The organism is Micromonospora sp. NPDC047707, from assembly GCF_040704235.1.
GTDB lineage: Bacteria > Actinomycetota > Actinomycetes > Mycobacteriales > Micromonosporaceae > Micromonospora.
The window spans coordinates 149,066-173,509 of sequence record NZ_JBEYSU010000005.1 but is presented as its reverse complement, the minus strand read 5'-3'; the positions used below and the strand labels follow the sequence as shown (position 1 = coordinate 173,509).

Below are 24,444 nucleotides of genomic sequence, written 5' to 3'. Positions count from 1 at the left end.
GTCACGTGCCCGCCTCGACATCCGCCCTCCCGCGCCCACACCCTCTCGCCGCCGCCGCGCGCGTGGTCATGCTGGCGCTGGTCGCCGTCCTGACCCTGTTCGCGACGCGGGACGTCGCCCAGCTGTGGTGGATCGCGCTGCTGGCGGTGGCGGGCCTGCCCGCGCTGCTCGCGCCGACGCACCACCGGCTGGGGCCGCTCAGCCGGGTCGCCGAGGTGGTGGTGCTGGGGCTCGCCGCGAGCCAGGTCGCCTCGGTCGCGACGATCGGCGCGCAGAACGGCGGGCTGGGCGCCTCGGCGGTGCTGCCGTACCTGGCCGTCCCGGTCACCGTCACGGCCCTGCGCCGGCGGTTCCGCGAAGGCGCCGCGCTGCTCGCCGTCGCCGCGGTGACCCTGCTCGGCGCGGGCGCGCTGACCGAGGTCGACGGGAGGCGCCAGCTCGCCCAGATCGGTTACCTGGCCGTCTGCGCCCAGTGGCTGATCCTCGCCGGCCTCGGGCTCTACGCGGCGAGCACCCTGCACCGGGTGATGCAGGCGCGCGGCGACGGCAAGCCGCAGCCGTACGCCGAGGCGACCCGGCTGCTCACGCAGCTCCGGACGGTCGCCCGCCAGCTGCCCGGCGCCACCCTCGACCCGGGCGGCATCTCGGAGCACCTGCTGGAGGAGCTACGGTCGGTGGCCCGGGCGGACCGGGCGGCGGTGCTGTCGGCCAGCGGCGGCGGGCGGCTGGTGGTGCTGGCCCAGTCGGGCGTCGACCGGGTGGACTGGGAGACGACGCTCGACGCGGATTCGGCGATCGCCGACGCGTGGGCCAGCCAGCAGCCGCAGACCGCGGCCCGCTCGCAGGCCCGCTCCCACACCGGCAGGGAGGTCTCCGCGCTGATCGTCCCGCTGGTCGCCGGGGTGCGTACGGTGGGGCTGGTGGTGCTGGAGGCGGACGCCGCGCACGCGTACCCGCCCGAGGTGGTGTCCCGGGTGACCGCGTTGACCAGCCCGGCGGCGCTGCGGCTGGAGGCGGCGCTGCTCTTCGACGAGGTGCGGTCGCTGGCCACCAACGAGGAACGGCAGCGGCTGGCCCGGGAGATCCACGACGGCGTGGCGCAGGAGCTGGTGATGGTCGGCTACGGCATCGACAACGCCCTGGCCACCGTGCACGACGACGCCGAGGAGACCGCCGAGAGCCTGCGGACGCTGCGCCAGGAGGTCACCCGGGTGATCACCGAGCTGCGGCTGAGCCTGTTCGAGCTGCGCAGCGAGGTGGACCGGCACGGCGGGCTGGCGGCCGCGATCGCCGAGTACGCGCGCACCGTCGGGGCCTCCGGCGGGCTGCGGGTGCACCTGTCGCTGGACGAGTCGACGGCCCGGCTGCCCGCCGCCACCGAGGCGGAACTGCTGCGCATCGCCCAGGAGGCGGTGACCAACGCGCGCAAGCACGCCGGCGCCGCGAACCTCTGGGTCACCTGTGAGGTCGACCCCCCGTACGCCCAGATCGAAGTGTCGGATGACGGTCACGGGATGGGTGACCAGCGCACCGATGGGCACTACGGTCTTGCGATCATGGCCGAGAGGGCGGAACGTATCCGGGGCCGATTGGAGATCAGGCCGCGGCAACCAAGTGGCACGACGGTGGCGGTGGTGGTGGGTTCGTCACCCCGACGCGATACCGTGCGTGGCAGCGCAGCAGCAGAAGGGGAGTAACGCGAGGATGACCACAAGCCCGACACCGGCCACCCGCACCAAGGTCCTCCTTGTCGACGATCACGATCTGATCCGCAAGGGCCTCCGGCACGCCTTCGAGCGCGACCGCCAGTTCGAGGTCGTCGGCGAGGCCGCCACGGCAGCCGAGGGCGTCCGCCAGGCCGGCGCGCTCCAGCCCGACGTGGTGATCATGGATCTGCGCCTCCCCGACGGCAGCGGCCTCGAGGCCACCCGCGCCCTGCGCAAGTCCAGCGCCACCATGGGCATCGTCGTGCTCACCATGTACGCCGGCGACGACCAGCTCTTCGGCGCGCTGGAGGCCGGCGCGAGCGCCTTCGTACCGAAGACGGCCCCGGCCGACGAGGTGGTCGCGGCGGCCCGGCACGCCGCCTCCTCCCCCAGCGCGTTCACCGCCGCCGACCTGGCCGAGGCGATGAAGCGCCGGCTGGCTCCGTCCGGTCCGCAGCTCTCCCCCCGCGAGGGTCAGGTGCTCCGGCTGCTCGCCGACGGCATGAGCGTCGCCGGCATCGCCAAGCAGCTCTTCGTCAGCGAGTCCACCGCCAAGACGCACATCTCCAAGCTCTACGAGAAGCTGGGTGCCGCCAACCGCGCCCAGGCGCTGATGACCGCGCTGCGGCTCGGCCTGCTCGAGGCTCCGGACGCGCCGAAGTTCTGACCTCGCCGTCCACAGTGTTCGCGTCCGCCCACCCGGCGGGCGCGAATCTTTTTCATCGACCGCTGTGTCCGGCCGGTGCGGTGGCGCGCTATGGTCTCCCCCGGCGGAAGGCGGTCCACGGGCGGCGCGGCCCGGGCGCGGCGAAGAGGTGAGGCATGGGACGGCCGGACTGGGCACCCGACGAGATCGACATCGAACGCCCCAGCGTGGCCCGAATGTACGACTACTACCTGGGCGGCTCGCACAACTTCGCGGTCGACCGGGCGGCGGCGCAGGCGATGGTCGCGGCGGTGCCCGAGGCACCGCTGATGGCCCAGGCCAACCGGGCCTTCCTGCGGCGGGCCGTGCAGTTCCTGGTCGACGCCGGAGTCCGGCAGTTCCTCGACGTCGGCTCGGGCATCCCCACCGTCGGCAACGTGCACGAGATCGCCCAGCGGGCCGCGCCCGACGCCCGGGTCGTGTACGTGGACGTCGACCCGGTGGCCGTGGCGCACAGCCGCGAGATCCTCGCCGGCAACGACGGGGCGACGATCGTGCAGGAGGATCTGCGCCACCCGCAGCGCATCGTCGACCACCCCGACGTCCGCCGGCTGCTCGACTTCGACCAGCCGATCGCCGTGCTCGTCGTCGCCGTCCTGCACTTCGTCTCCGACGACGACCGCCCCGCCGAGCTGCTGCGGACGCTGCGCGACGCCCTCGCCCCGGGCAGCTGGCTGGTGCTGTCGCAGGCCAGCGCCGACGGGCGGGGTGACGACGAGCGGGCCGAGGCCGAGGCGGTCTACCGGCGCACCGACAACCCGCTGTGGATCCGCAGCCGCAGCGAGTTGACCGCACTGTTCGACGGCTTCGAGCTGGTGGACCCGGGCGTGGTCTGGGTGCCCCAGTGGCGCCCCGAGTCGCCCGAGAGCGCCGAGGACGCCGAGCGGTCGGCGTTCATCGGCGGGGTGGGGTGCCTTGGTGCCAGCCGCTGAGCCGCCCGGGACGGCGTTCCGGCCCCGCGGCCCGGCCGGGGCCGCCAGGGCCGCATGGCCCGCGGAGACCGGCGTCGCCGCGTCCGGCGCGGCGACCTTCGCCCGCGCGTGGGCGAAGGCGGTCAGCGGGACGAGCTACCTGCCGATGGCCCAGGCCCAGCTCGAGGCGCTGCTGTGCCGCCTCGCCCAGGACCTGGCGGCGGCCCTGCTCGCCGAGCCGTTCGACCTGCGCGCCGGCCAGCGGGTGGGCGCGGAACTGGTGGCCGCGCACATCGCGTCCGCCGAGGGGCTGGGGCGCACGGTCGAGGTCGTCCACCTTCGGCTGGTACGCGACTTCGGGCTGGTCGCCGACGACGTGGAGGACCGGATGGCCCGGCTCCTCGCCGCCGTGGCCACCGGATACGCGCGGGCGCTGCGGGACCGCACGCTGGACGAGCAGGAGTCGATCCGGCGCGCCGCGATGACCGCGTGGGCGGAGGCGGAGCGGGCGCTGCGGGCCAGTGAGGCCCGCTTCCGGCACCAGGCCACCCACGACCCGCTCACCGGCCTGCCGAACCGGGCGCTGTTCACCGAGCGCCTCGCCGCGGCCGTCAACTCCCCCGGCCGGGCCGCCGAGCGGGTCGGGCTCTGCTTCCTCGACCTGGACCGGTTCAAGCGGGTCAACGACTCGTACGGGCACCAGGTCGGCGACACCCTGCTCACCATCGTGGCCGACCGGTTCCGGCGGGACCTCGACGGCCATCTCGTCGCGCGCCTCGGCGGCGACGCGTTCGTCGTCCTGATCGAGAACACCGCGGGCACCCGGGACGTCATCGCGGTCGCCGAGGCCGCCCTCGCCGCCGTGCACGAACCGGCCCTGGTGGCGGGGCACGAGGTGGCCGTGACGGCGAGCGTCGGCCTGGTCGAGCGGCAGGTCGCCGGCACCTCCCCGGGCGAGCTCATGCGTGCCGCCGACTGCACCATGCACTGGGCCAAGTCGGCCGGCGGGGACTGCTGGGAGTTGTACGACGCCGAGCGCCACCACCGCCAACTGGCCCGGCAGGCCCTGTCGGCGGCGATCCCCGCCGCGCTGGAGCGGGGCGAGTTCTTCCTCGACTACCAGCCGCTGGCCTCCCTGCGCGACGGCCGCCTCATCGGCGTTGAGGCCCTCGTGCGGTGGCGCCACCCGGAGCTGGGAGTGCTGCGTCCGGACAGCTTCATCGACCTGGCCGAGGAGACCGGGCTGATCGTGCCGCTCGGCGGCTGGGTGCTCGCCGAGGCGTGCCGGGCGGCGGGTACCTGGTCGGCGGGCGGCGGGCCGGCGCCTTTCGTGAGCGTCAACCTGGCCGTACGCCAGGTGCACCGCCCGGGCCTCGTGCAGGAGGTCCGCGCGCTGCTGCGGCACACCGGGCTGCCGCCGGAGCGGCTCCAGCTGGAGATCACCGAGAGCACCATGATGAGCACCGCCGAGGAGCCGGTTCGGGCGCTGCGGGTGCTCGCCGACCTCGGCGTGCGGATCGCCATCGACGACTTCGGCACCGGCTACTGCAACCTGGCGTACCTGCGGGACCTGCCGGTCACCGAGCTGAAGGTGGCCGGGGAGTTCGTCGCCGGGCTGCGGACCCCGGACGCCCGGGCCAACGAGCGGATCCTCGCCTCACTGGTGTCGTTGGCGCACGCGCTGGACCTGACGGTCACCGCCGAGGGTGTGGAGACGGCCGGCCAGGCGGAACGGCTGCGCGCCATCGGCTGCGACGCGGGGCAGGGCTGGCACTTCGGCCGCCCCGAACCGGCCGACCGCATCCTGGCCCGCCTCTCCTGACCGCCGCCGCGCCCCGACCGCTGAGCCCGGCTCAGCCGGCGAGGAGGGCCGCCATCCGCTGCGCCTGGGTCTCCCAGCGCCACTCCCGTTCGACCCAGGCACGGCCGGCGGCGCCGAACTGGCGGGCCAGGTCGCGGTCGGCGAGCAGCGTCGCCACCCGGTCGGCGAGCTGGGCCACGTCGCGTCCGCGGACCACGAAACCGGTCTCGCCGTCGCGGACGGCGTCCGGCGCGCCGCCGGAGTCACCGGCGACCACGGGCAGGCCGGTCGCCGATGCCTCCAGGTAGACGATCCCGAGCCCTTCCACGTCCAGCCCCCGGTTGCGGGTGCGGCAGGGCATCGCGTACACGTCGCCGGCCGCGTAGTGCGCGGGCAGCTCGGCCGCCGGAACCGTGCCGGTGAAGACGACGTCGCGCTCGACCCCGCTCTGCCGGGCCAGCTTCTCCAGCGCGGCCCGGTACGGGCCGCCGCCGACGACCAGCAGCGCCGCGTCCGGAACCCGGCGGCGGATCGCCGGCATCGCCCGGATCAGCATGTCCTGGCCCTTGCGCGGCACCAGCCGGGACACGCAGACCACGACCGGACGGTCGGCCAGCCCGAGCCGGACGCGCACCGGCTCGCCGTCGACCGACGGGTGGTACGCGTCCACGTCGACGCCGGGGGCGAGGCGGCGCAGCTCGGTCAGCCCGTGCAGCGCCCGCTCCAGCCGGACCCGCGTGTACTCCCCCAGGTAGGTGGTCACGTCCACGCCGCGGGCGATGCGGCGCAGCGCGGCCCGGGCGCCGGGCAGCGCCGCCCAGCCCACCTCGTGCCCGTGGGTCAGCGCCACCGCACGGCGGATCCCGGCCCGCCGGCGCAGGCCCGCGGCGAGCAGTCCGAGCGGGGCCGCCGCGCCGAACCACACCGTGTCGCACCCGTACGCCCGCGCGAGCCGCGCCGCCCGCCGGGCCACCAGCGGGGTGGGCAGGAGCACGCGGGTGCGTTCGCGGACCACCTCGAAGGGCTGGTCGGCGTCGAACTTCTCGGCGCCCCGCCAGCTGGAGGCGTAGACCACCACCGATCCCGGAGGCTGCCGGACGGCGAGATTGTGCACGAAGGACTGGATGCCGCCGGGCCGGGGCGGGAAGTCGTTCGTGACGAGCAGGGTGCGGCCCACGCTATCGACCGGCCTCTCGGGCGTAGGCGCGGGCGGCGGCGATCCGCTCCACGGTGGACGGGTGGGAGGCGGAGTACAGGTACTCCAGACGAGGCGGATCGGGGTCGGCGAGGTTGATGCCGGCGAGCCGCCGCTGCATCGCCTCGAAGGCCGCCGGGTCGCCGGTGAGCGCGAGCGCGTGGGCGTCGGCGCGTGCCTCGACCCGCCGGGACATCAGCGCCTGCGCCGGCGCGGACAGCAGCCCGGCCACCGTCACCAGGGCCACCAGCAGCGGGAACGCGCGCGGCTGGGCGACTGAGTCGACGCCGGCCAGGCGCAGCAGCGGACCGGAGGAGCCGAGCAGGTAGAGCGCCACGACCGCCGCCGCCGCGCCCAGCGCGCCGGTGAGCGTGCCGACAGCCACGTCCCGGTCCTTCGCGTGGCCCAGTTCGTGCGCCACCACGGCGGTCACCTCGGCCGGGCCGGCCTCGCGCAGCAGCGTGTCGTACACGACGATGCGCCGGGTCGGGCCGAGCCCGGAGACGTACGCGTTGACCGCGCGGGTGCGGCGGGACGCGTCGGCCACCAGCACGTCGCGGACCGGTACGCCGTCGCGGGCGGCCAGGTCCATCAGCTGGGTACGCAGCGGGCCGGGCTCCATCGGGGTGAACCGGTTGAACACCGGCTCCACGAGCACCGGCAGCACGAACGACAGCAGCACCACCAGGCCGGCCGCTCCGGCCGCGCCGAGCGCCCACCACCAGCGCGGCGCCAGCCGGATCACGCTGTAGAAGCCGAGCAGGGCCACCGCGCCGATGACGGCGCTGACGGCGTACGACTTGAGCAGGTCGACGGCCCAGCCGCCCCAGCCGTTGGTGGCGAGCCCGTAGCGGGTCAGGACGGCGTGCCGCCAGGCGGCGAACGGCAGCGTGACCAGGTCGGCGACGAGCACCACGGCGAGCCCGCCGAGCACCGCCTGCGCGGCCCAGTGCCCGCCGAAGGGGCGCCCGGCCAGCTCGACCAGGCGGCTGCCCAGCGGCGTGAGCCCGAGCGCGAGCGCTACCAGCAGCCCGATCCCGAGCGCGGCCCAGCCACCGGGCCGCAGCGCCGCGCGGAACTCGCGGCCCCGGGCCACCTGCTCGGCCGGCAGGTCGCGCAGGGCGGCGAGCTGGTCGGCGCGGGGGGCCGGCGGGCGCTGCCACGGGATGAGGACGGCGGCGGCGACGGCCAGCGCGAGCACGAGCCCGACCAGCGTCAGCACGGCCCACCCGCGGTGGCTCACCGGACCGTCTCCCGGCCCGGCGCGCCGGCCATCACGACGGGCCTGCCGTCGTCGCGCCGTGTCCGCGTCATACCGCTCCTCCCGCCGTGAGCGCCCATCGTAGTGCCCTCGCCGTCCGCCGCGGCGGGGGTCCACGACCTGATCCGTGGTGTGGAAGGACCGCGACGGTGCCGCGTGGACCCACGTGACACCCGTCGACCGGTCGGGTGGATCAGCGGGAGGGGTCGCGGTTGTACAGTTTCCGGGCCCACAGGTAGCAGGCGACGGTGACGACGGCGCTCCAGGCGACGGCCAGCCAGGCGCTGTTGCCGATGCCGGTGCCCAGGAGCAGGCCGCGGAGCGTTTCCATGACCGGGGTGAAGGGCTGGTACTCGGCGAACCAGCGCACCGCCGCCGGCATGGTGTCGGTGGGGACGAACCCGCTGCCGAGGAACGGCAGGAGGATCAGCGGCATGGGGAGGTTGCTGGCCGTCTCGACGCTCTTGCTGACCAGGCCGCAGGCGACCGAGAACCAGATGACCGCGAAGGTGATCGCGGCGAGGATGCCGATGGCGGCGAGCCATTCGATCGGGGTGGCGGTGGGCCGGAAGCCCACGAGCAGGGCCACCCCGGTGACGACCAGCAGCGCCAGCATGGTCTGGATCATGCTGCCGACGACGTGGCCGGTCAGCACGGAGGGGCGGAAGATCGCCATCGTGCGGAAGCGGGCGATGATGCCCTCGGTCATGTCCATCGCGACGGAGATCGCCGTGCCCTGGACGACGCCGGCGACGGTGATCAGAAGCACGCCCGGCGTGATGTAGTTGGCGTAGTCGGCCCGGCCGCCCGAAGCGCCGCCCAGCCCGGCGCCCATGGTGCCGCCGAACACGTAGACGAACAGCAGCAGGAATACGACCGGTATGCCGAGGAGCATCAGCGTCATCGACGGGTAGCGCTGCATGCGTCGCAGGTTGCGCCGCAGCATGGTCGCCGAGTCGCGTACGGCGTAGGTGGCGGTGCTCATCGCACGGATGCCCTTTCCTGCTGGGGTTGCCCGGTGAGGGTGAGGAAGACGTCGTCGAGGTCCGGTGTGTGCACCGACAGTTCCTCGACCTCGACCGCGGCGTCGTCGAGCCAACCCAGCAGTGCACGCAGGGACCGGACGCTGCCGTCGTGGGGGATCCGCAGCGTGAGCGCGTCGTCGTCGCGCACCCCGTCGGCGAACGTGCGGGCGGCCCGGCCGAGGTCGGCGGGGTCGGTGAACCGCAGTTGGACGTGGCCGCCGGGGATGCGGCGCTTGAGTTCGTCGGGGCTGCCTTCGGCGATCAGCCGCCCGTGGTCGAGCAACGCGATCCGGTCGGCGAGTTGGTCCGCCTCCTCCAGGTACTGGGTGGTGAGGAAGATGGTCACCCCAGCGCGCACCAGGTCACGGATGATCTGCCACATGGTGCGACGGCTGCGCGGGTCGAGGCCGGTCGTCGGCTCGTCGAGGAAGATGACCCGTGGGCTTCCGACCAGGGTCATGGCGAGGTCGAGGCGGCGGCGCATGCCGCCGGAGTAGGTGACCACCGGTTGGCGGGCGGCCTCGACCAGGTCGAACTGGTCGAGCAGTTCGGCGGTGCGCCGCCGCCCGGTGGCCCGGTCCAGGTGACGCAGGTCCGCCATCAGCCGCAGGTTCTCCTCGCCGGTCAGCAGGTTGTCGACCGCGGAGAACTGCCCGGTGACGCCGATCGCGTCGCGTACGGCGTCGGGGTCGCGCGCCAGGTCCCGCCCGTCGATCCGGATGTCGCCGGCGTCGGCGCGGATCAGGGTGGAGAGAATCTGGACGGTCGTCGTCTTGCCGGCGCCGTTGGGGCCGAGCAGCGCGAAGATCGTTCCGGCGGGAACCGTCAGGTCGATGCCGTCGAGTACGAGCTTCTCACCGTAGGCCTTGCGCAGCCCGGTGGCGCTGATGGCCGCTCGGGGTGTGGACATGGGATCTCCTCCGGGTGTCCGTGGGTCAGGCGCGGCGGATGATGATGTCGCCGGCGGAGGTGCGGGCCCGCACCTCGACGGTCTGGTCGGTGCTGTCGGGCGCCGGGGTGGTGGAGAGTTCGTTGCGGACGCGCCCGGCGGAGGTCTTGAGCTCTAGCCAGGCGGCGGTGCCCGCGCTGATGCCCACGTCCAGGGAGCCGGCGGCGGTCTCGACCGCCACCGCGCCGCGGGTGACCTCGCCGATCCGTACGCCGCCGCTGGCGGTCTTCGCGGTGACGCCGGCGTGTGCCCGGTCGACGCTGATGTTCCCGTTCGCCGCGTTGACCCGCAGGTCGCCGGTGACCTCCCCGATCCAGCTGTCGCCGTTGGAGTTCTTCACCCTCGCCGGCCCGTCGATCCGGCCGATGCGTACCGCGCCGCTGCCGGTGGTGACCTCGGCGCCACCGTCGACACCACTCACGATGACGTCCCCGAAGCCGCTGTTCAGGTGCACCGGGCCGGCCTGGTCGAGTCGGATCGGTCCGTATCCGGACTTGAGCCGGCACTCGCCGAACCGCCCCTCGCAGTGGAACTCGCCCATCCCGGTGTCGCCCTGCACCTGGGAGCCCGACGGCAGCTCGATCGTGACGTCGACCCCGCCGGTCCGGCCGAACAGGGCGCTGAGCTGCTTCGGAACCCTGACCGTGAGCGTGCCGTCGGCGTACTCGACGCGGGTCTGTTCGGCGACCTTGAGGTCCGCCTTGCTGGACGCGTCCATGGGTCGTACGTCGACTGTGGTGTCGCCGCGGTCGCTGGCGATGATCCGTACGTTGCCGGCGACGAAGCTGAGGCTGATCGTGGCGGAGATCGGGTCGGGCGTGTCAAAGGTCGGCATTGCTGATCCCCAATGCGTGAGTGGCGACGGGATGGTTGGCGGCTGGTCGCGGTTTCGCGGGCCGGGTCACCGCGCCCAGCCGGTGAATCGCTGACCGGAGCTGGCGGCGGCGGTGCTGACGCTGGGGCCGGTGCCCAGCGCGGTGGCGGCAGCCCGGACGAGCCAGGAGTTGACCGAGAGCCGCTCGCGGGCGGCGGCGTCCTCGACCCGGGCCTTGAGGTCGTCGGGGAGCCGGAGGTTGATGCGTGCGGTGGCGCCCCTGTCGCCGGCGGACGTCGCGGTCTCGTCGACCGTCGCCGCGGGGGCGGCCGGTGCCTGGTCCATGGCCGCGGGCTGCTCCGTGGCCGCCGGCGTCACGACGAAGTCCGGGTCCCGCCCGGTGAGGCGCAGGTGGACCGAGCCGGGGGCCAGGTCGCGGGTGATCTCGGCGGTGGCCGCGGAGAGCGCCTCCAGCAGGGTGAGCCGGATCGCCGACTCGAGGGGCGCGGTGAGGCGCTCGGCGAGCTCCCGTGCCTCGTCCCCGCCGGCCGCGGCGGCCACCGCGAGTTCCCGGCGGAGCAGTTCGACATAGGGCGTGAGGTTCATGGTGCCATCATGGCACCACAGCGGCACCATCGCAAGGCACCTTTGGCTCAGGTTAGATGCCACGGCGACTTGGAGCTGGCGCCACGGGGGACGATCTGCTGCCACCACAACGGCGGGCCGAAGCCGGTCGTCCTGGTCAGAACGTGCGAATGCCGGTCAGCCGTCTTCTGCCGCCACGGCGTCGCCGGCTCGCCGGAACGGACCCGTCAGGCCACCCGCCGGCGGCGGCCGGCGCCGCGCACCTCGCGCCGCGGCTCCGGCAGCACCTCCACCTCGAACCCGGCCCGGGCGAACACCTCGATCGCCCGGGCCTCGGCGGAGCCGAGCCCCGCGGTCGGGGACGCCTCGTCGAACAGGGCGGTCACCAGGCAGCCGGAGCAGCCGTCACCCCGGATCCCGCACCGGTCACACTCGATGAGCATCACGCCTCCTGATGAGCTGGCGGCGATCATGCGGCATCGTCGCCGCCCGACCACCGTCGGTAACATCGACGCTAACCGCGGGGTAAGACAGAATCCGGACAAGCGGCGGCCATCAGGGAGATCCTGGAAGGAAACGGCCCCGGGCCGGTTCGGTGCGTTCCACGCCTTGTCGGCCGGTGCCGGCGCGACGGCGGTCGGCGGACGATCCAACCGGTCAGGAGCGGGCGAGGCGGCGCACCAGCGCGTCGGCCCCGAGCGGGTACGCGCCGTGCCGGCGGACGCCGTCGGCCACCTCGCGGTCCGAGGAGACCACCACCACGGGCCGGCCCGGCGGCTCGGCCCGGACCAGGCGTCGGATCAGCTCGTCGGCGGTCTCCCCCTTGCGGGAGAACAGCACGCGGACGCCGCGCGGGGTCGGCGGCAGGCCGTGCATCCGCTCGGCACCGTCGAAGACGACCGTCACCTCGTCACCGGTCTGCGCGGCGATCCCGCCCAGACCGGTGATGAGCCGCTTGCGCTGCTGCTCCAGCGACATCTCGCCGAAACCGCGCTTGGTGACGTTGTAGCCGTCGACCACGAGGTGCGCCCGGGGCAGGGCGAGCAGCTGGTCCAGCCGGGCCGGGTCGTCGGTGTCCCGGGCACGGGCCGCCGTGCCGGCCGCGGTGGTGCTGGACTGGTCGGCGAAGGCGTCGGCGACGAAGTCACCGGGCAGCTTGTCCACCGGGTCCAGCGCCAGCTCCCGCCGCAGCCCGACGGCGGCCTGGCCGATGGTCTCCAGCAGCAGCCACAGCCGGGCGTCGTCGACCGACCGGGCCTCCTTGGCGCTGGCCCGCGCGACCCCCGCCGCGGCTTCCGCCTCGGCCAGTCGTGCCCGGGCCCGCCGCAGCTCGGCGTCGGCGTCGGCCGCCGCCCGGGCCGCCCGGCCGCGCTCGGTGGCGAGCAGCTCGGACGCCTTCCGTTCCCGGGCCTGCGTCTCGCGCAGCGACCGCCCGAGCTGCCGCGCCTCCTCGCGGAGCTGCCCCAGCTCCTCCCGGACGCGGGCCAGCTCGTCGCGGAGCTTCTCCGCCTCCACCCGGGCCACCGCCCGGTCGTGCTCGGCGCGGGTCGCCCGCTGCTCGGCTTCCCGGACCAGCTCGGCCACCACCGCGCTGTCCGCCTCGGCGCGGACCGCCGCGCCGCTGGCCTCGACCAGCTCCCGCCAGCCGCGCGGACGCGCCAGGTACGCCAGCGCCGCCACCTCCACCGGGTCGGCGGCGGCCGGCGCGGTGCCGTCAACCACGGCCGCGCCGAGGTCCCCGGCGTCGGCGAGCACCCGGGCGGTGACCCGCTGCCGGAACAGCGGGTCGCTGGTGAGCTGGGCCGCGATCGCCGGGGCGCCGAGGCGCGCGCGGCGGTTGGGGGCGAACTTCGCCACCCTGCGCAGCGGGACCGGCACCTCGTCGGCCGGCAGGACGGGCAGGACGGCGGCGGCGAGGGTCACGATCCGCTGGCGGACCGGCTCGGGCAGCACCGGCTCGGGCTCCGGACCGCCGTCGTCGGCGGTGGCGCCGGCCACGACGGGGTCGTCGAGGGCGCCCCCCGTACCCTCGACGCCCGCGTCGGGCGCGGCGGCGACCGGTTCCTCCGCGGGGAGGTGGTCGTCGTACGGCTCGGCGAGGGGCATGGGCCAAGTCTCCCACCGAGACCGGGCCCAGCGCCCATCGAGTGAACCGATCTCTCGTTGCGGCGGATCTCCGGAGGGTCGCGACGACGTTCCCGGGGCGACGGTGGCCGCCGGGGCCGGTGGGGCGGGAGTGTCGGACCGGGCCGCTAGCCTGCCCGCCGATGGCACAACAGGAGTACGTCCAGGAGTCGCTCGCCGGTCTCGACCCGACCGTCGGCGGCGTCGACCCGGAGCTGCCGCTCCACGCGACCACGTTCGTGGTGGTCGACCTGGAGACCACCGGCGGCGCGCCGGACGGCGGTGGGATCACCGAGATCGGCGCGGTGAAGGTCCGCGGCGGTAAGGAGCTGGGCGTGCTCGCCACCCTCGTCAATCCCGGCGTGCCGATCCCGCCCTTCATCACCGTGCTCACCGGCATCACGCAGGCGATGCTGCTGCCGGCCCCGCCGATCGAGCAGGTCCTGCCGAGCTTCCTGGAGTTCCTCTCCACCGACGCGGTCCTGGTGGCCCACAACGCCCCGTACGATGTCGGCTTCCTCAAGGCGGCCTGCGCCGCGCACGGCTACCGGTGGCCCAACCCCCGCGTGCTGGACACGGCCGCGCTGGCCCGGCGGGTGTTGACCCGGGACGAGGTGCCCAACCGCAAGCTCGGCACCCTGGCGGCGTTCTTCCGCACGGCCACCCAGCCGACCCACCGTGCGCTCGACGACGCGAAGGCCACCGTCGACGTGCTGCACGGGCTGATCGGCCGGCTGGGCGGCCACCGGGTGCACACGATCGGCGACGCGATCGAGTTCGCGCGCGCGGTCACGCCGACCCAGCGCCGCAAGCGGCACCTCGCCGAGGGGCTGCCCAAGGCCCCCGGCGTCTACATCTTCCGCGCCGCCGACGACCGCCCGCTCTACGTCGGCACCTCGGTCGACATCGCCACCCGGGTCCGCAGCTACTTCACGGCGGCCGAGAAGCGGGCCCGCATCTCGGAGATGCTCGCCGCGGCCGAGCGGGTGGAGGCGGTGGAGTGCGCCCACTCGCTGGAGGCGGAGGTGCGGGAGCTGCGCCTGATCGGGGCGCACGCCCCGCCGTACAACCGGCGGTCGAAGTTCCCCGAGCGGGTGGTCTGGCTGAAGCTCACCGACGAGGCGTACCCCCGGTTGTCGGTGGTCCGCGACCTCGCCCCCGGCGACGAGGCCTACCTGGGGCCCTTCACCTCCCGCCGGGCGGCGGAGCTGGCCGCGGCGGGCTTCCACGACGCCGTGCCGCTGCGGCAGTGCACGCACCGGCTCTCGCTGCGGACCGTGACGCCGGCGTGCGCGCTGGCCGAGCTGGGCCGGTGCGCGGCGCCCTGCGAGCACCGGATCAGCCCCGAGGAGTACGCGGCCCGCGCGGCCACGCCGTTCCGCACCGCCACCGCCAGCGACCCGCAGGTGGTGGTGGACGCCCTGCTCGCCCGGATCGAGGTGCTCTCCCGGTCCCAGCGGTACGAGGAGGCCGCCGTGGTGCGGTCCCGGCTGGCCGCGGTGCTGCGCGCCGCCGTGCGCATGCAGCGGCTCGCCGCGCTCACCGGGATCGCCGAGTTGGCCGCCGCCCGGCCGGCCGCGCGCGGGGGCTGGGAGCTGGCGCTGGTCCGCCACGGGCGGCTCGCCGGCGCCGGTGTGTCACCGCCCGGTGTCCATCCGCGACCGACGATCGCCGCGATCCGGGCCACCGCGGAGACCGTCCTGCCCGGCCACGGGCCGGTCCCCCGCGCCTCCGCCGAGGAGACCGAACGCATCCTGTCCTGGTTGGAGCGTCCGGAGACCCGCCTGGTCGAGGTCTCCTCCGGCTGGTCGTCCCCGGTGGCCGGTGCGGGCCGCTTCCGGGACCTGCTGGCCAAGGCGGAGGGCGCGGCGTCCCACCAACTCTCGACCGAAAGCTCATGACCAAGTGACCGATCGGATGACGTCGACTCGCTTACGCTGTTAAGGAAGTGCAGTCCTGCCCGTTTCGTGGGCCTGCTCCCGGTTGCCGGGTCCGGCGGCCGTGGGGCCGGGGTGAGGAGGTGTCCCTCGTGGACGTCGACGCCGGACACGGCGCCGCCCTGGGGGGCGCGCTTCCGACCCAGCCGGGCGACCTGCCGCTGACCCGCCGTCTGCGTTCGCTGCTGACCTGGCCCACCGCCGACACCGACCCGGTCGGCCACCTGGTCCGCACCCACCGGAGCATCCACTCCGGGACGGACCCGTCGGTGCTCCGCCGGGCGTACACCATCGCCGAGACCATGCACCGGGGGCAGTTCCGTAAGAGCGGTGAGCCGTACATCACCCATCCGCTCGCGGTCGCCCAGATCTGCGCCGACCTGGGCATGGACACCACGACCCTGGTGGCGGCGCTACTGCACGACACGGTCGAGGACACGCGCTACACCCTGCAGGCGCTCGCCGACGACTTCGGCCCGGAGGTCGCCCACCTGGTCGACGGGGTGACGAAGTTCGACAAGGCGTTCTACGGCAAGGCCGCCGAGGCGGAGACGATCCGCAAGATGATCATCGCGGCCGGCAAGGACGTCCGCGTGCTCATCATCAAGCTGGCCGACCGCCTGCACAACATGCGCACCCTCGGGGTCCGGTCGGCCGCGTCCCGGGAGCGGATCGCCCGCAAGACGCAGGAGGTGCTGATCCCGCTCTGCGACCGGCTGGGCATCCAGACCCTCAAGCGCGAGCTGGACGACGTGGTGCTGCTGCACCTGGAGCCGGAGGAGCACGCCCGGATCGCCCGCCACGTGCACGACCGGCCGGGCTGGGCCGCGTACCTCGAGGCCGTCGTCGCCCGGGCCAGGACGGCGCTGCGCCGCAGCCGGGTCGACGCCGAGGTGACCCCGCGACCGAGACACCTGTACTCGATCTGGAAGGACACGGTCGCGGGCGGCCACACCGCGCCGTACGACCTGCCCCGCATCGCGGTCATCGTGGACGGTCCGGCCACCGACTGCTACGCGGCGCTCGGCGCCATCCACGGCGTCTGGCGCCCGGTGCCCGGCCGCTTCAAGGACTACATCGCCTCACCGAAGAACAACCTGTACCGGTCCCTGCACACCAGCGTCTGCGGCCCCCGGGACCACACCGTGGAGGTGCTGATCCGCACGGCCGAGATGCACCGCTCGGCCGAGTACGGCATCGCCGCGACCTACCGCTTCCCCCGCGCCAGCGCGGGTGCCGCCGTCCAGGCCGAGCAGCTGGACTGGCTGCGCCGGGTGCTGGACTGGGAACAGGAGACGGCCGACCCGGCCCAGTTCCTGGAGTCGCTCCGCTGCGACCTCGCCGAATCGCAGATCCAGGTCTTCGCCGACGGGCGCCAGGTCGTGCTGCCGGCCGGCGCCACCCCGGTCGACCTGGCGTACGAGTTGGGCACCGAACGCGGCGACCACTGCCTGGCCACCCGGATCAACGGCCGGCTCGCCCCGCTCTCGTCCTGTCTGGAGGACGGCGACGTGGTGGAGATCTTCACCGAGACGGACGCGGCCAACGGCTTCGACGCCGACGCCGCCCCGCGCGGCCCCCGCAAGGAGTGGCTCGGCTTCGTCAAGTCGCCGCACGCGCAGATGCAGATCAACCGGTGGTTCGCCGACCACACCGAGCCCGGAATCTCGATCACCGACAAGGTCCGGCTCGGCCGGGCCACCATCGGCCTGGCCCTGCGCAGGCACAATCGCGGCCTCGCCAGCGACCTGCCGCTGCTGCGGCTCGCCGAGGAACTGGGCTACCCCGACCTGGAGACCCTGCTCGTCGCGGTCTTCGACCGGGTCATCGAGCCGGACGCGGTGGTCCAGCAGCTCATCGACCTGGTCGACCACCGGCAGTGACCCGTCGCGCCCCGTGCCGGGCTGCACTTGATCCGTTACACATCGACTTCACTTGAAGGGTGACAGTTGGCCGGCTCTCCCCGGGCTCGGCTGTCACGGTGCGTAACTGGCGTGCCGCCTATTGCTGAGGCATGCGATCCTCGACGCCGGTCAGGACGCGCGATCAGCGGCAAGAGCGGATGGCCCGTGGCGCGCGATGTAATCCTCGTCGCGGCGGGTCGCACACGCCACTAGGGTGTGCACCCATGCCATCGGTGAAGCAGCTGCAGGTCACCTTCGACTGCACCGAACCCGAGCGCGTCGCTCGGTTCTGGTGTGAGGTGCTGGGGTACGTCGTCCCGCCGCCCCCCGGGGAGTTCGCCAGGTGGGAAGACTTCCAGCGCTCGTTGCCGCCCGAGGAGCAGGGTTCGTGGTTCGCCTGCGTCGATCCCTCGGGCGTGGGTCCGCGACTGTTCTTCCAGCGCGTGCCGGAGGGGAAACGTGACGAACCAGGAACCGATATCGAGTTTCCCGTGGTGGCGGAGCGACGGTCTATCGGGTGACGTTATGGCTGGCCAGGTTGCCGGACCCTGGGCGCCGGTCGAGGTTTCCGCTCGGCAACCAGCCAATCGGGCCAGCCGGTTGGCGCGGACCAGAGGACGTGTCGGCGGGTCGGTACGTAGCTGCGCCGTTCGATTCTCTGGAAGCGGCGTCAGCTCGCGCGCTGGTCAATTGCGGGGCCAGACCCAGACCGGTACCCGGGGGAACGCCGTGGTCAGGAGGTGTTCGGTGAGGCGGTCGCGGAGGAGGCAGTCCGGCCAGATGTCCAGCACCTCGGGCAGGGTGCGGTGGCCGAGGGCGAGTTGAAGCAGAGCGCCGGGTGGGATGGCGGCGTGGGTCTGCGGGTCGGTGGACGGGCTGGCGGCGCCGTGGATGGCGGTCACTGCCGTCAGATCGCCGTCGGTGAACTCCAGCCGCGCGGCGCGACCGTACGTGTCGATGGTCAGCGCCGGCTCAGGCCATCGCAGGTCGGCTGCGTGCCAGCGAGCCCGCAGCAGCGGTTGTAGCCGGGCGAGCAGGTTGGCCGGGTCGCCGGTGCGGACGTACCAGCCTCTGGGCCGCCTGGATGCGCCGGGCGGGCCGAGCCGGGCCAGTGGGTGCTCAGGGTCGAGGAGGGGGCGGACCGCGGCGAACGGCTGTCCCGCCGATGCCTCGTACTGCTGGCCGACCTGGCCCAGGTGTGCGTGCATGGCGGTGGCGGCTTGCGGCCAGTCGGCCGGTCGCCTGCAGGCCGCCGCGACCACGATCAGCTCGCCGGCGGCGGAGAGCCGGGCGCCGTGAACCAGGTAGCCCCGCACGTCGGTGCCGTGCACCAGGACGGCGACCTCGCGCCGGGCGATGTCCGCCGGGCGGCGCCCGGCGATCTCGTACCGCCACACCGCCGCGTCCCTCGGGCAGACCAGGGCGTTGCCGTCGGCGACCCGCTGGTCGATTTCGGCGAGTTCGTCCGCGTCGGCGACGGCGGCCGGGCGCACGGTCAGGCCGCCGGTGCCGTTCGACCTGTCCGGCTCGGCGGCCGGGAGGGCGGTGGCGGGCATCGTGGGAGCGCCGTCGTTGGCCAGGGCGTACTCGTAGCCGAGCCGCCGGTAGAAGTACGGGATCCCCTCGACGATCTGGACCGGCACACCGTCGACCGCGTTCCGCTGGTGCAGCGCGGCGAACAGCCGTTCGGTGAGCCGATTCCCGCGATGCTGCGGCGCCGTGCCGACCAGCTCGATTTGGGCCACCGGCAGCCGGACCCCGGCCAGATGCCAGTCCTGCCGCAGCCCGACCAGGCTGGCCACCGGGCGGCCGGTCACCGAGTCCTCGGCGACCAGGAAGTCGTCGGGCACGACCGAGGGATGACCACCCAGCAGGTCTCCGACCCAGGCGGCGATGCCCGGATGCGGCTGCCCGCCGGTCACCGCCTGAAGCTGCACCGACGCCTGCAGCCGAGCGAGCTCGGCAGCGTCGCAGGCGCGTCCCGACCGGATCACGTAACGGTCGTCTTCCCCTGTCATACCTTGTCTCCTAACGGATGTGCCCAGTGCTGGCCGGCCTCAGCAGCACTCCACCGCCGTCGGCGCCGGCTGGCCGCTCGTCGGCTGCTACCTGGGGCGTGCACTCGGTGTGATGACGAGCGCCGCGACGGCGGTCACGATGGCGACGATCGCGCCGGTGGTGAAGCCGCGGGTGAACCCCTCGGTGCTGGTCCCGGCGATGCTGGCGGCGGCAATGCTGGATACGACGGCGGCGCCCAGTGAGGCGCCGAACTCGTGGAAGGTGCTGACGATTCCGGAGGCCAGGCCAGCTTCCTGTGGCGCTACCTGTCCCAGTGCGGTAGCGGACGCCACCACGAACAGCACCCCGGTGCCGGCCGCCCCGACCGTCATGCCGGCCACCATGGGAGCGGCCCCGTCCCAGATCGCGGGGATGGCCAGACCGACGGCGGCAATGGCCAGTCCGGTCACCGCCAAGGTGCGGGGTCCGGTGCGGCCGATCACGCGCCCGGCCAGGTTCGCGCCCAGCATGGTGGACACCGCGACGGGCAGGAAGAGCAGTCCGGTGGTCAGCGCGCCGTAGCCGTGATGCTCCTGCAGGGCGAACGTGCCAAGGAAGAACATCATGATCATGAGCGCGGTGGCGACGAGGATCAGCACGGTGCCGGTAGCCACCGGCCTGCGGGTCAGCAGCCGCACGCTCATCAGCGGACTCACGGCCAGGCGCTGACGCGCCACGAACCCGGCGTAGAAGAACGCCGATAGCAGTAGCAGGACTGCGGTGGTCCAGGTGGTCCAGCCGTGGTCTCCGGCCCTGATCAGCGCGTAGATCAGGGTTGCGGTCGCGGCGGTCACCAGGGCCGCGCCGGGAACGTCGAGTGCAGCTCTGGTAGCGGGTGCCGCCTGTGCCGGCAGCTGGGAGCGGAGCGTGAGCAGCAGCACGATCCCGACCGGGACGTTGATGTAGAAGATCCACGCCCAGCCCGGTCCGGCGGTGAGCAGTCCGCCGAGCAGGACGCCCAGGGCGGCACCGCTGCCGCCCAGGGCGGACCAGATGCCGAGCGCCCGGTTGCGTTCGTCGCCGTCGAAGATGGTGACGATCAGCGACAGCGCGGCCGGTGACAGCATGGCGGCGGCCATGCCCTGCGCGACCCGACCGGTCAGCAGCATCGGTTCGGAGGTGGCCAGTCCGGCGGTCAGTGATGCCGCCGCGAACAGCAGCAGACCGGCCAGGACGAGCCTGCGGGCGCCGAACAGGTCGGCGGCGCGACCACCGAGCAGCAGCAGCCCACCGAACGCGAGGGTGTAGCCGCTGACTACCCAGGTGAGGGCTTCCCGCCGCAGGTCGAGGTCGGCGCCCATGTGTGGCAGGGCGATCGCGACGACGGTGACGTCGAGGATGAGCATGAGTTGCGCGACGCCGACCAGCCCCAGGATTCGCCAGCGTCGTGGATCTGGGGTGCTGGTTGGGTTGGGTGTCGAGGTGGCTGCGGTCATGGACTCGGACACGATGATCACCTCCGGCGGCTAAGTCGTACAGGTCTTGTTCAACTTGTCCGAGTACTGTAACCCGCACAAGCGCTGTTCGACTTAAGGAAGTTGCATGGCTCACTCCGCCGCCAGGTCGACCCGGCGAGCCGACGCACGGCAGAACGTCGAGAAGATCGTGCAGGCGGCCGTCACCTGCCTCGGCCGGAACGCCGAGGCGAGCATGAACGACATCGCGCGGGAGGCGGGGGTCGGCAGGGTGACGCTGTACGCACACTTCTCGTCCCGAGAGGCCCTGGTCGAAGCGGCATTGGTCCGACTGTTGGGCCAGGGCGACGAGGTGTTGGAGGCCATCGACCTCAGCAGCGATCCCCGCGACGGGCTGCGGTCGCTCATGGAGTCCGGCTGGCTGCTGATCGCCCAGGCGGCTTCGGTCCTGCAGGCGGCGGAGTCGACCCTGCCCCCGAGGCGCGTGCAGGAGTTGCACGCCAAACCCGAGCAGCGGGTTGACGACCTGATCCGCCGTGGCCAGACCGAAGGCGTCTTCCGGGCCGACATCCCCGCCGACTTGCTGGCCAGCGCCCTGCACCACATCCTGCACGGCGCGGCAGGTGACGTCGCCGCCGGCCGGCTCGATCCGACCGATGCGCCACGCTTCGTTGCCGAGATGGCCTTGGCCGTCTGCGCGATCCCGGCGGCGCCAAGGCCATCAAGATAGTTGCACTGTCGAACCATCTGGTTGTACGCTCGAACCATGCACAGTGGGGAGGTCGACGCCGCGCAGGAGGCCCTGATGCGGTTCGTCCGCAACTTCGGCCTCCATCAGCCCGACCGCACCCCGTGCGGCCAGCCGCTGCCGGTCTCCGAGGCACACGCCATGGTGGAGATCGCCCGCGAGGGGCGGATCCGTCAGGTGGAGCTGGCCCGCCGCCTGCGGCTGGAGAAGAGCACCGTCAGCCGCCTGGTCACCAACCTGGTCAGCCGCGGTTGGGTGCGCCGGGAGACCGCCGACGGTGACGGCCGCGGGGTCCTACTGGTGCTCACCGACACCGGGACCACCGCAGCCGCTCGGCAGGCCGACGCGCGCCGTGACCGGCTCACCGCCCTCCTCGACCGCATACCCGATGACCAACGCGACGCCGTGGTGCGCGCGCTCCAAACCCTTGCGGAGGCCACCGTTGAACCATCTTGACCGTCCCCGCACCCGTCGAGCCCTGCTGCTGGTGGCTGCCGCCGCTGCCGCCGCGCTCACCAGCGGCTGCGCCGACGACTCAGCGACGCCGACACCGGCGAGCTCCAGCCGACAGGCCGAGGTCGCCGAACGGGGCGCGTCCGTCATGCCGTTCGACCTGGACCGCACCACCCATCAATTCACCAAGACCGACACCGGCGGCGTGCAGACCGTGGTCGCGGACGACCCGCAGGACAATGCTCAGATCACCCTGATTCAGCAGCACCTAACCTCGGAGGTGGACCGCTTCCGGCGCGGCGACTTCACCGACCCTGCCCGCATCCACGGCAACGAAATGCCCGGCCTGGAAGCGCTCCGCGCGCACGGCGGGCGAATCACCATCGACTACCAAACCACCCCCGACGGGGCACGCGTCACCTACACCACCAGCGACGCCGAGCTGCGCAACGCCCTGCACCACTGGTTCGACGCCCAGGTCAGCGACCACGGCCAGCACGCCACCCGCTAACGCCGTCCAAGACATGGACCTCACCGGTCGGTTCTTGGTTCACCGGGCCTGCCTCTGGTCGCATCGGTCAAGATACCCGATTCTTCCTATATGCCACCGAAGGCAAGGTGGCCAAGAACCGGATGCACCTCGACGTTCGGGTGGGCACCGGGCTCGAGGGCGAGGAGCGGCTGGCCGCACTCGAGGCCGAGTGCGCGCGGCTGGTGCCGCTCGGCGCGACCCGCGTGCGACTGCTGTATGACGGCACCGACTCGTGCATCGTGATGCAGGACATCGAAGGCAACGAGTTCTGTCTCGACTGAGGAAGCCGCCGATCGCTCATCGGCTTGATCGTGCGCCAGCGGCGCCTGCCACCGTAACGGTATGTAACGATCGGATCGCGGCAGAAGAGGATGCAGAACCTCATTAGTTCCTCCCTATCGACAGAGGCGCGCCCAATTTGTTGGTATAAGCGTGTTATCAGGCGTTCCTATTAGGCGCTCGGCCGACGGTGACCGCCGGGTTGAGCGCTTGCTCAAAACGTCGTAAGCTCCAGTTTGAGCGACCGCTCAACCTGGCGTGCGCGTTCTGCCTGAGCAGGTATTACTCCGGCAACGCCAGCGGCGCGCCGGAATAAGGAAGGCGGCCATATGAGAGCCCCCCGATTGGTGAGCGTCGTCCAGCGCCGCCTCCTCGTGAACTACCGCACGGACCCGGAGGCCACTGCACGGCTTCTACCCGCCCCGCTGCGACCGCAGGTCGTCAACGGGTGGGCTGTGTCGGGCATCTGCCTGATCCGGTTGAGCGGCGTCCGTCTCCCATCCGTGCCCGCACCGTTCGGCCTGCGTAGCGAAAATGGCGCGCACCGGATCGCGGTTGAGTGGGACACACCCGACGGCGTCGCACACGGCGTCTACATCCCACGCCGTGACACCGGCTCCCGGCTCAACTCCTGGGTCGGCGGCAGGCTCTTCCCGGGGCGGCACCACCGCAGCCGCTTCGACGTGAGAGAGAGCGCGGACGAGCTGCGGATCGCCTTCGTCGATCCGGGCGATGCGGTACGCGTCGACGTCCACGTCCGTATGGCAGCCGCCCTGTCGGGCAGCCACCTCTTCCATGACGTCGACCAGGCGTCGGAGTTTTTCCGGCGCGGTGCCACCGGCTTCTCGACCACCCCCGATCCGAGCCACCTCGACGCCGTGGAACTACTCACCCAGGGCTGGCGGGTCACGCCGGTGGAGCTGGCCTCGGTACAGTCCACGTTCTTCGACGACCCGGCCCGGTTCCCCCCGGGATCCGCGATACCCGACTGCGGGCTGCTGATGCGCAATGTCCCAGCCACTTGGAATTCGCTGCCGCCGATGGCGGTGCGGCCCACCGCTGGCCCGGTCACCACCTGCAGCCGATGAAGGTCGTCATCGCCGGCGGTTCCGGGGCGCTCGGGCAACGGATCGCCCGCGACCTGGCCGGTCGGGGCGACGACGTGGTGGTACTGAGCCGTTCGGTCGCGCGGGTCCGGTGGGGCCGGCAGGTGCACTGGGACGGTCGAACCGTCGGCCCCTGGGCATCTGAACTGTCCGACGCCGCATTGGTAAACCTTTGCGGTGAACTGGTGTTCCGGCGGCCGACACCGGCCAACATCGCGCTGCTGACACGTTCCCGGACGGAACCTACCCGGGCGCTCGCCCGCGCCTGCACCGGTCTGGACCGGCCGTTGCCAGTGCTTTTACAGATGAGCACGCTGGCGATCTACGGCGACGCCGGGGAGGCGGTGCTCGACGAATCCGCCCCGCCCGCCGACGATCCACCGCAGATGGCCGGTGTCGCGCGGGCTTGGGAAGACGCCGCGGCGGAGATCACCGCGGCGCGCCAGGTCACGCTGCGTACCGGCATCGTGTTCGACCGCGACACCCCGGCCTTCGATCGACTGACCGGATTCGTGCGGTGGAGTCTCGGTGGCCGGATGGGCAGCGGCCGACAGTGGATCAGTTGGTTGCACATCGACGACCTGTGTGCGATCGTGCGCCACTGCGTGGACGACCCCATGCTGTCGGGCATTGTGCATGCAACCTCCCCCAACCCCGTACGCAACAGCGATCTCATGGCCGCGCTCCGCCGGACGATGGGTCGTGCCGCCGGTGTTCCCACCCCTGCGCCTCTGGTCCGGGTCGGATCGGTGTTCATGCGCGCCGATCCGCTATTGGTATTAACCGGCCGTCGGTGCGTCCCGAAGCGGCTGCGCGATGCCGGCTTCGAGTTCACTTATCCAGAGTTGGGACCCGCGGTCGCCGACCTACTCGGCGGAGCAACCCGCCGATGACCGCACCCGTGGGCCCGACCGGGCAAGGATCGGCGAACAGCG

General features: G+C 72.9%; 22 protein-coding genes and 1 pseudogene. 13 read left to right on the top strand and 10 right to left on the bottom strand.

Translation table 11 applies throughout. From position 1 onward, the window contains the following. Window positions 1-5: 5 nt before the first annotated feature. The 4 genes from AB0873_RS07845 (at window position 6) to AB0873_RS07830 (ending at window position 5,145) form a co-directional block, all read left to right on the top strand. Complete coding sequence (locus tag AB0873_RS07845) at window positions 6-1,697, top strand: GAF domain-containing sensor histidine kinase (RefSeq protein ID WP_366598921.1); 1,692 nt, start codon at window positions 6-8, stop codon at window positions 1,695-1,697. Between the two features lie 7 nt (window positions 1,698-1,704). Then, window positions 1,705-2,373: a response regulator transcription factor gene (locus AB0873_RS07840; RefSeq protein WP_088972416.1), complete on the top strand. Its 669-nt coding sequence runs from the start codon at window positions 1,705-1,707 to the stop codon at window positions 2,371-2,373. A 155-nt stretch (window positions 2,374-2,528) separates the two neighbouring features. Next, window positions 2,529-3,344 carry an SAM-dependent methyltransferase gene (locus AB0873_RS07835; protein ID WP_155331041.1) on the top strand — a complete coding sequence of 272 codons (816 nt, stop codon included), beginning with the start codon at window positions 2,529-2,531 and terminating at the stop codon, window positions 3,342-3,344. Between the two features lie 145 nt (window positions 3,345-3,489). Next, window positions 3,490-5,145, top strand: coding sequence for a bifunctional diguanylate cyclase/phosphodiesterase (locus AB0873_RS07830; protein WP_366599014.1), 1,656 nt, complete (start codon window positions 3,490-3,492; stop codon window positions 5,143-5,145). Window positions 5,146-5,176: 31 nt separating this feature from the next. Here AB0873_RS07830 and AB0873_RS07825 read toward each other — a convergent pair whose 3' ends face one another. From AB0873_RS07825 to AB0873_RS07790, 8 genes are all read right to left on the bottom strand, one after another. Then, window positions 5,177-6,301 (bottom strand): glycosyltransferase family 4 protein, encoded by a 1,125-nt coding sequence (locus tag AB0873_RS07825; protein ID WP_366598920.1) that lies wholly within the window; start codon window positions 6,299-6,301, stop codon window positions 5,177-5,179. Between the two features lies 1 nt (window position 6,302). Next, complete coding sequence (locus tag AB0873_RS07820) at window positions 6,303-7,562, bottom strand: M48 family metallopeptidase (protein ID WP_155331038.1); 1,260 nt, start codon at window positions 7,560-7,562, stop codon at window positions 6,303-6,305. Window positions 7,563-7,773: 211 nt separating this feature from the next. Further along, window positions 7,774-8,565, bottom strand: a complete 792-nt coding sequence (locus AB0873_RS07815) for an ABC transporter permease (RefSeq protein WP_366598919.1) — start codon at window positions 8,563-8,565, stop codon at window positions 7,774-7,776. Continuing rightward, window positions 8,562-9,515: an ATP-binding cassette domain-containing protein gene (locus tag AB0873_RS07810; RefSeq protein WP_366598918.1), complete on the bottom strand. Its 954-nt coding sequence runs from the start codon at window positions 9,513-9,515 to the stop codon at window positions 8,562-8,564. The genes AB0873_RS07815 and AB0873_RS07810 overlap by 4 nt, the downstream gene beginning before the upstream one ends. A 25-nt stretch (window positions 9,516-9,540) precedes the next feature. Next, window positions 9,541-10,389 carry a DUF4097 family beta strand repeat-containing protein gene (locus AB0873_RS07805; protein WP_366598917.1) on the bottom strand — a complete coding sequence of 283 codons (849 nt, stop codon included), beginning with the start codon at window positions 10,387-10,389 and terminating at the stop codon, window positions 9,541-9,543. 66 nt (window positions 10,390-10,455) lie between these two features. Next, window positions 10,456-10,974 (bottom strand): hypothetical protein, encoded by a 519-nt coding sequence (locus AB0873_RS07800; RefSeq protein ID WP_366598916.1) that lies wholly within the window; start codon window positions 10,972-10,974, stop codon window positions 10,456-10,458. 206 nt (window positions 10,975-11,180) lie between these two features. Next, window positions 11,181-11,396: a hypothetical protein gene (locus tag AB0873_RS07795; protein WP_366598915.1), complete on the bottom strand. Its 216-nt coding sequence runs from the start codon at window positions 11,394-11,396 to the stop codon at window positions 11,181-11,183. Between the two features lie 214 nt (window positions 11,397-11,610). Beyond that, the gene (locus AB0873_RS07790; protein WP_366598914.1) at window positions 11,611-13,059 is read right to left on the bottom strand and encodes an NYN domain-containing protein; all 1,449 of its coding nucleotides are present in this window, start codon (window positions 13,057-13,059) and stop codon (window positions 11,611-11,613) included. 161 nt (window positions 13,060-13,220) lie between these two features. Here AB0873_RS07790 and AB0873_RS07785 point away from each other — a divergent pair, with 161 nt between their 5' ends. The 3 genes and pseudogenes from AB0873_RS07785 to AB0873_RS07775 all read left to right on the top strand — a co-directional run. Beyond that, window positions 13,221-14,978: a DEDD exonuclease domain-containing protein gene (locus AB0873_RS07785; protein WP_366598913.1), complete on the top strand. Its 1,758-nt coding sequence runs from the start codon at window positions 13,221-13,223 to the stop codon at window positions 14,976-14,978. A 128-nt stretch (window positions 14,979-15,106) separates the two neighbouring features. After that, entirely contained in the window at window positions 15,107-16,897 is a 1,791-nt protein-coding gene (locus AB0873_RS07780) for an HD domain-containing protein (RefSeq protein ID WP_155334110.1), read from the top strand. A 245-nt stretch (window positions 16,898-17,142) separates the two neighbouring features. Then, window positions 17,143-17,376 (top strand): annotated as a pseudogene (locus AB0873_RS07775) (VOC family protein); the annotation flags it as partial. Between the two features lie 228 nt (window positions 17,377-17,604). Here AB0873_RS07775 and AB0873_RS07770 read toward each other — a convergent pair. After that, window positions 17,605-18,936: a GNAT family N-acetyltransferase gene (locus tag AB0873_RS07770; protein ID WP_366598912.1), complete on the bottom strand. Its 1,332-nt coding sequence runs from the start codon at window positions 18,934-18,936 to the stop codon at window positions 17,605-17,607. Window positions 18,937-19,023: 87 nt separating this feature from the next. Continuing rightward, window positions 19,024-20,424 (bottom strand): MFS transporter, encoded by a 1,401-nt coding sequence (locus AB0873_RS07765; RefSeq protein WP_366598911.1) that lies wholly within the window; start codon window positions 20,422-20,424, stop codon window positions 19,024-19,026. 94 nt (window positions 20,425-20,518) lie between these two features. Here AB0873_RS07765 and AB0873_RS07760 point away from each other — a divergent pair, with 94 nt between their 5' ends. The 6 genes from AB0873_RS07760 (at window position 20,519) to AB0873_RS07735 (ending at window position 24,402) form a co-directional block, all read left to right on the top strand. After that, complete coding sequence (locus AB0873_RS07760; protein WP_366598910.1) at window positions 20,519-21,121, top strand: TetR/AcrR family transcriptional regulator; 603 nt, start codon at window positions 20,519-20,521, stop codon at window positions 21,119-21,121. Between the two features lie 36 nt (window positions 21,122-21,157). Then, window positions 21,158-21,595, top strand: coding sequence for a MarR family transcriptional regulator (locus tag AB0873_RS07755; protein WP_366598909.1), 438 nt, complete (start codon window positions 21,158-21,160; stop codon window positions 21,593-21,595). Next, a complete protein-coding gene (locus AB0873_RS07750) occupies window positions 21,582-22,103 on the top strand; it encodes a hypothetical protein (protein WP_366598908.1) in 522 nt (173 codons plus the stop codon). The genes AB0873_RS07755 and AB0873_RS07750 overlap by 14 nt, the downstream gene beginning before the upstream one ends. Window positions 22,104-22,165: 62 nt before the next feature. Next, window positions 22,166-22,405, top strand: coding sequence for a VOC family protein (locus AB0873_RS07745; RefSeq protein WP_366599013.1), 240 nt, complete (start codon window positions 22,166-22,168; stop codon window positions 22,403-22,405). Between the two features lie 327 nt (window positions 22,406-22,732). Then, window positions 22,733-23,491 carry a DUF2071 domain-containing protein gene (locus tag AB0873_RS07740; protein WP_366598907.1) on the top strand — a complete coding sequence of 253 codons (759 nt, stop codon included), beginning with the start codon at window positions 22,733-22,735 and terminating at the stop codon, window positions 23,489-23,491. Beyond that, window positions 23,488-24,402 carry a TIGR01777 family oxidoreductase gene (locus tag AB0873_RS07735; protein WP_366598906.1) on the top strand — a complete coding sequence of 305 codons (915 nt, stop codon included), beginning with the start codon at window positions 23,488-23,490 and terminating at the stop codon, window positions 24,400-24,402. Before AB0873_RS07740 ends, AB0873_RS07735 begins: the two co-directional genes overlap by 4 nt. Window positions 24,403-24,444 lie beyond the last annotated feature (42 nt).

Coding starts and splice junctions, on each gene's coding strand:
- AB0873_RS07840 (WP_088972416.1), top strand. CDS start 1,705: ATGACCACAAGCCCGACACCGGCCACCCGCACCAAGGTCCTCCTTGTC.
- AB0873_RS07835 (WP_155331041.1), top strand. CDS start 2,529: ATGGGACGGCCGGACTGGGCACCCGACGAGATCGACATCGAACGCCCC.
- AB0873_RS07830 (WP_366599014.1), top strand. CDS start 3,490: ATGGCCCAGGCCCAGCTCGAGGCGCTGCTGTGCCGCCTCGCCCAGGAC.
- AB0873_RS07815 (WP_366598919.1), bottom strand. CDS start 8,565: ATGAGCACCGCCACCTACGCCGTACGCGACTCGGCGACCATGCTGCGG.
- AB0873_RS07810 (WP_366598918.1), bottom strand. CDS start 9,515: ATGTCCACACCCCGAGCGGCCATCAGCGCCACCGGGCTGCGCAAGGCC.
- AB0873_RS07805 (WP_366598917.1), bottom strand. CDS start 10,389: ATGCCGACCTTTGACACGCCCGACCCGATCTCCGCCACGATCAGCCTC.
- AB0873_RS07800 (WP_366598916.1), bottom strand. CDS start 10,974: ATGAACCTCACGCCCTATGTCGAACTGCTCCGCCGGGAACTCGCGGTG.
- AB0873_RS07795 (WP_366598915.1), bottom strand. CDS start 11,396: ATGCTCATCGAGTGTGACCGGTGCGGGATCCGGGGTGACGGCTGCTCC.
- AB0873_RS07790 (WP_366598914.1), bottom strand. CDS start 13,059: ATGCCCCTCGCCGAGCCGTACGACGACCACCTCCCCGCGGAGGAACCG.
- AB0873_RS07785 (WP_366598913.1), top strand. CDS start 13,221: ATGGCACAACAGGAGTACGTCCAGGAGTCGCTCGCCGGTCTCGACCCG.
- AB0873_RS07770 (WP_366598912.1), bottom strand. CDS start 18,936: ATGACAGGGGAAGACGACCGTTACGTGATCCGGTCGGGACGCGCCTGC.
- AB0873_RS07760 (WP_366598910.1), top strand. CDS start 20,519: ATGGCTCACTCCGCCGCCAGGTCGACCCGGCGAGCCGACGCACGGCAG.
- AB0873_RS07755 (WP_366598909.1), top strand. CDS start 21,158: ATGCACAGTGGGGAGGTCGACGCCGCGCAGGAGGCCCTGATGCGGTTC.
- AB0873_RS07740 (WP_366598907.1), top strand. CDS start 22,733: ATGAGAGCCCCCCGATTGGTGAGCGTCGTCCAGCGCCGCCTCCTCGTG.
- AB0873_RS07735 (WP_366598906.1), top strand. CDS start 23,488: ATGAAGGTCGTCATCGCCGGCGGTTCCGGGGCGCTCGGGCAACGGATC.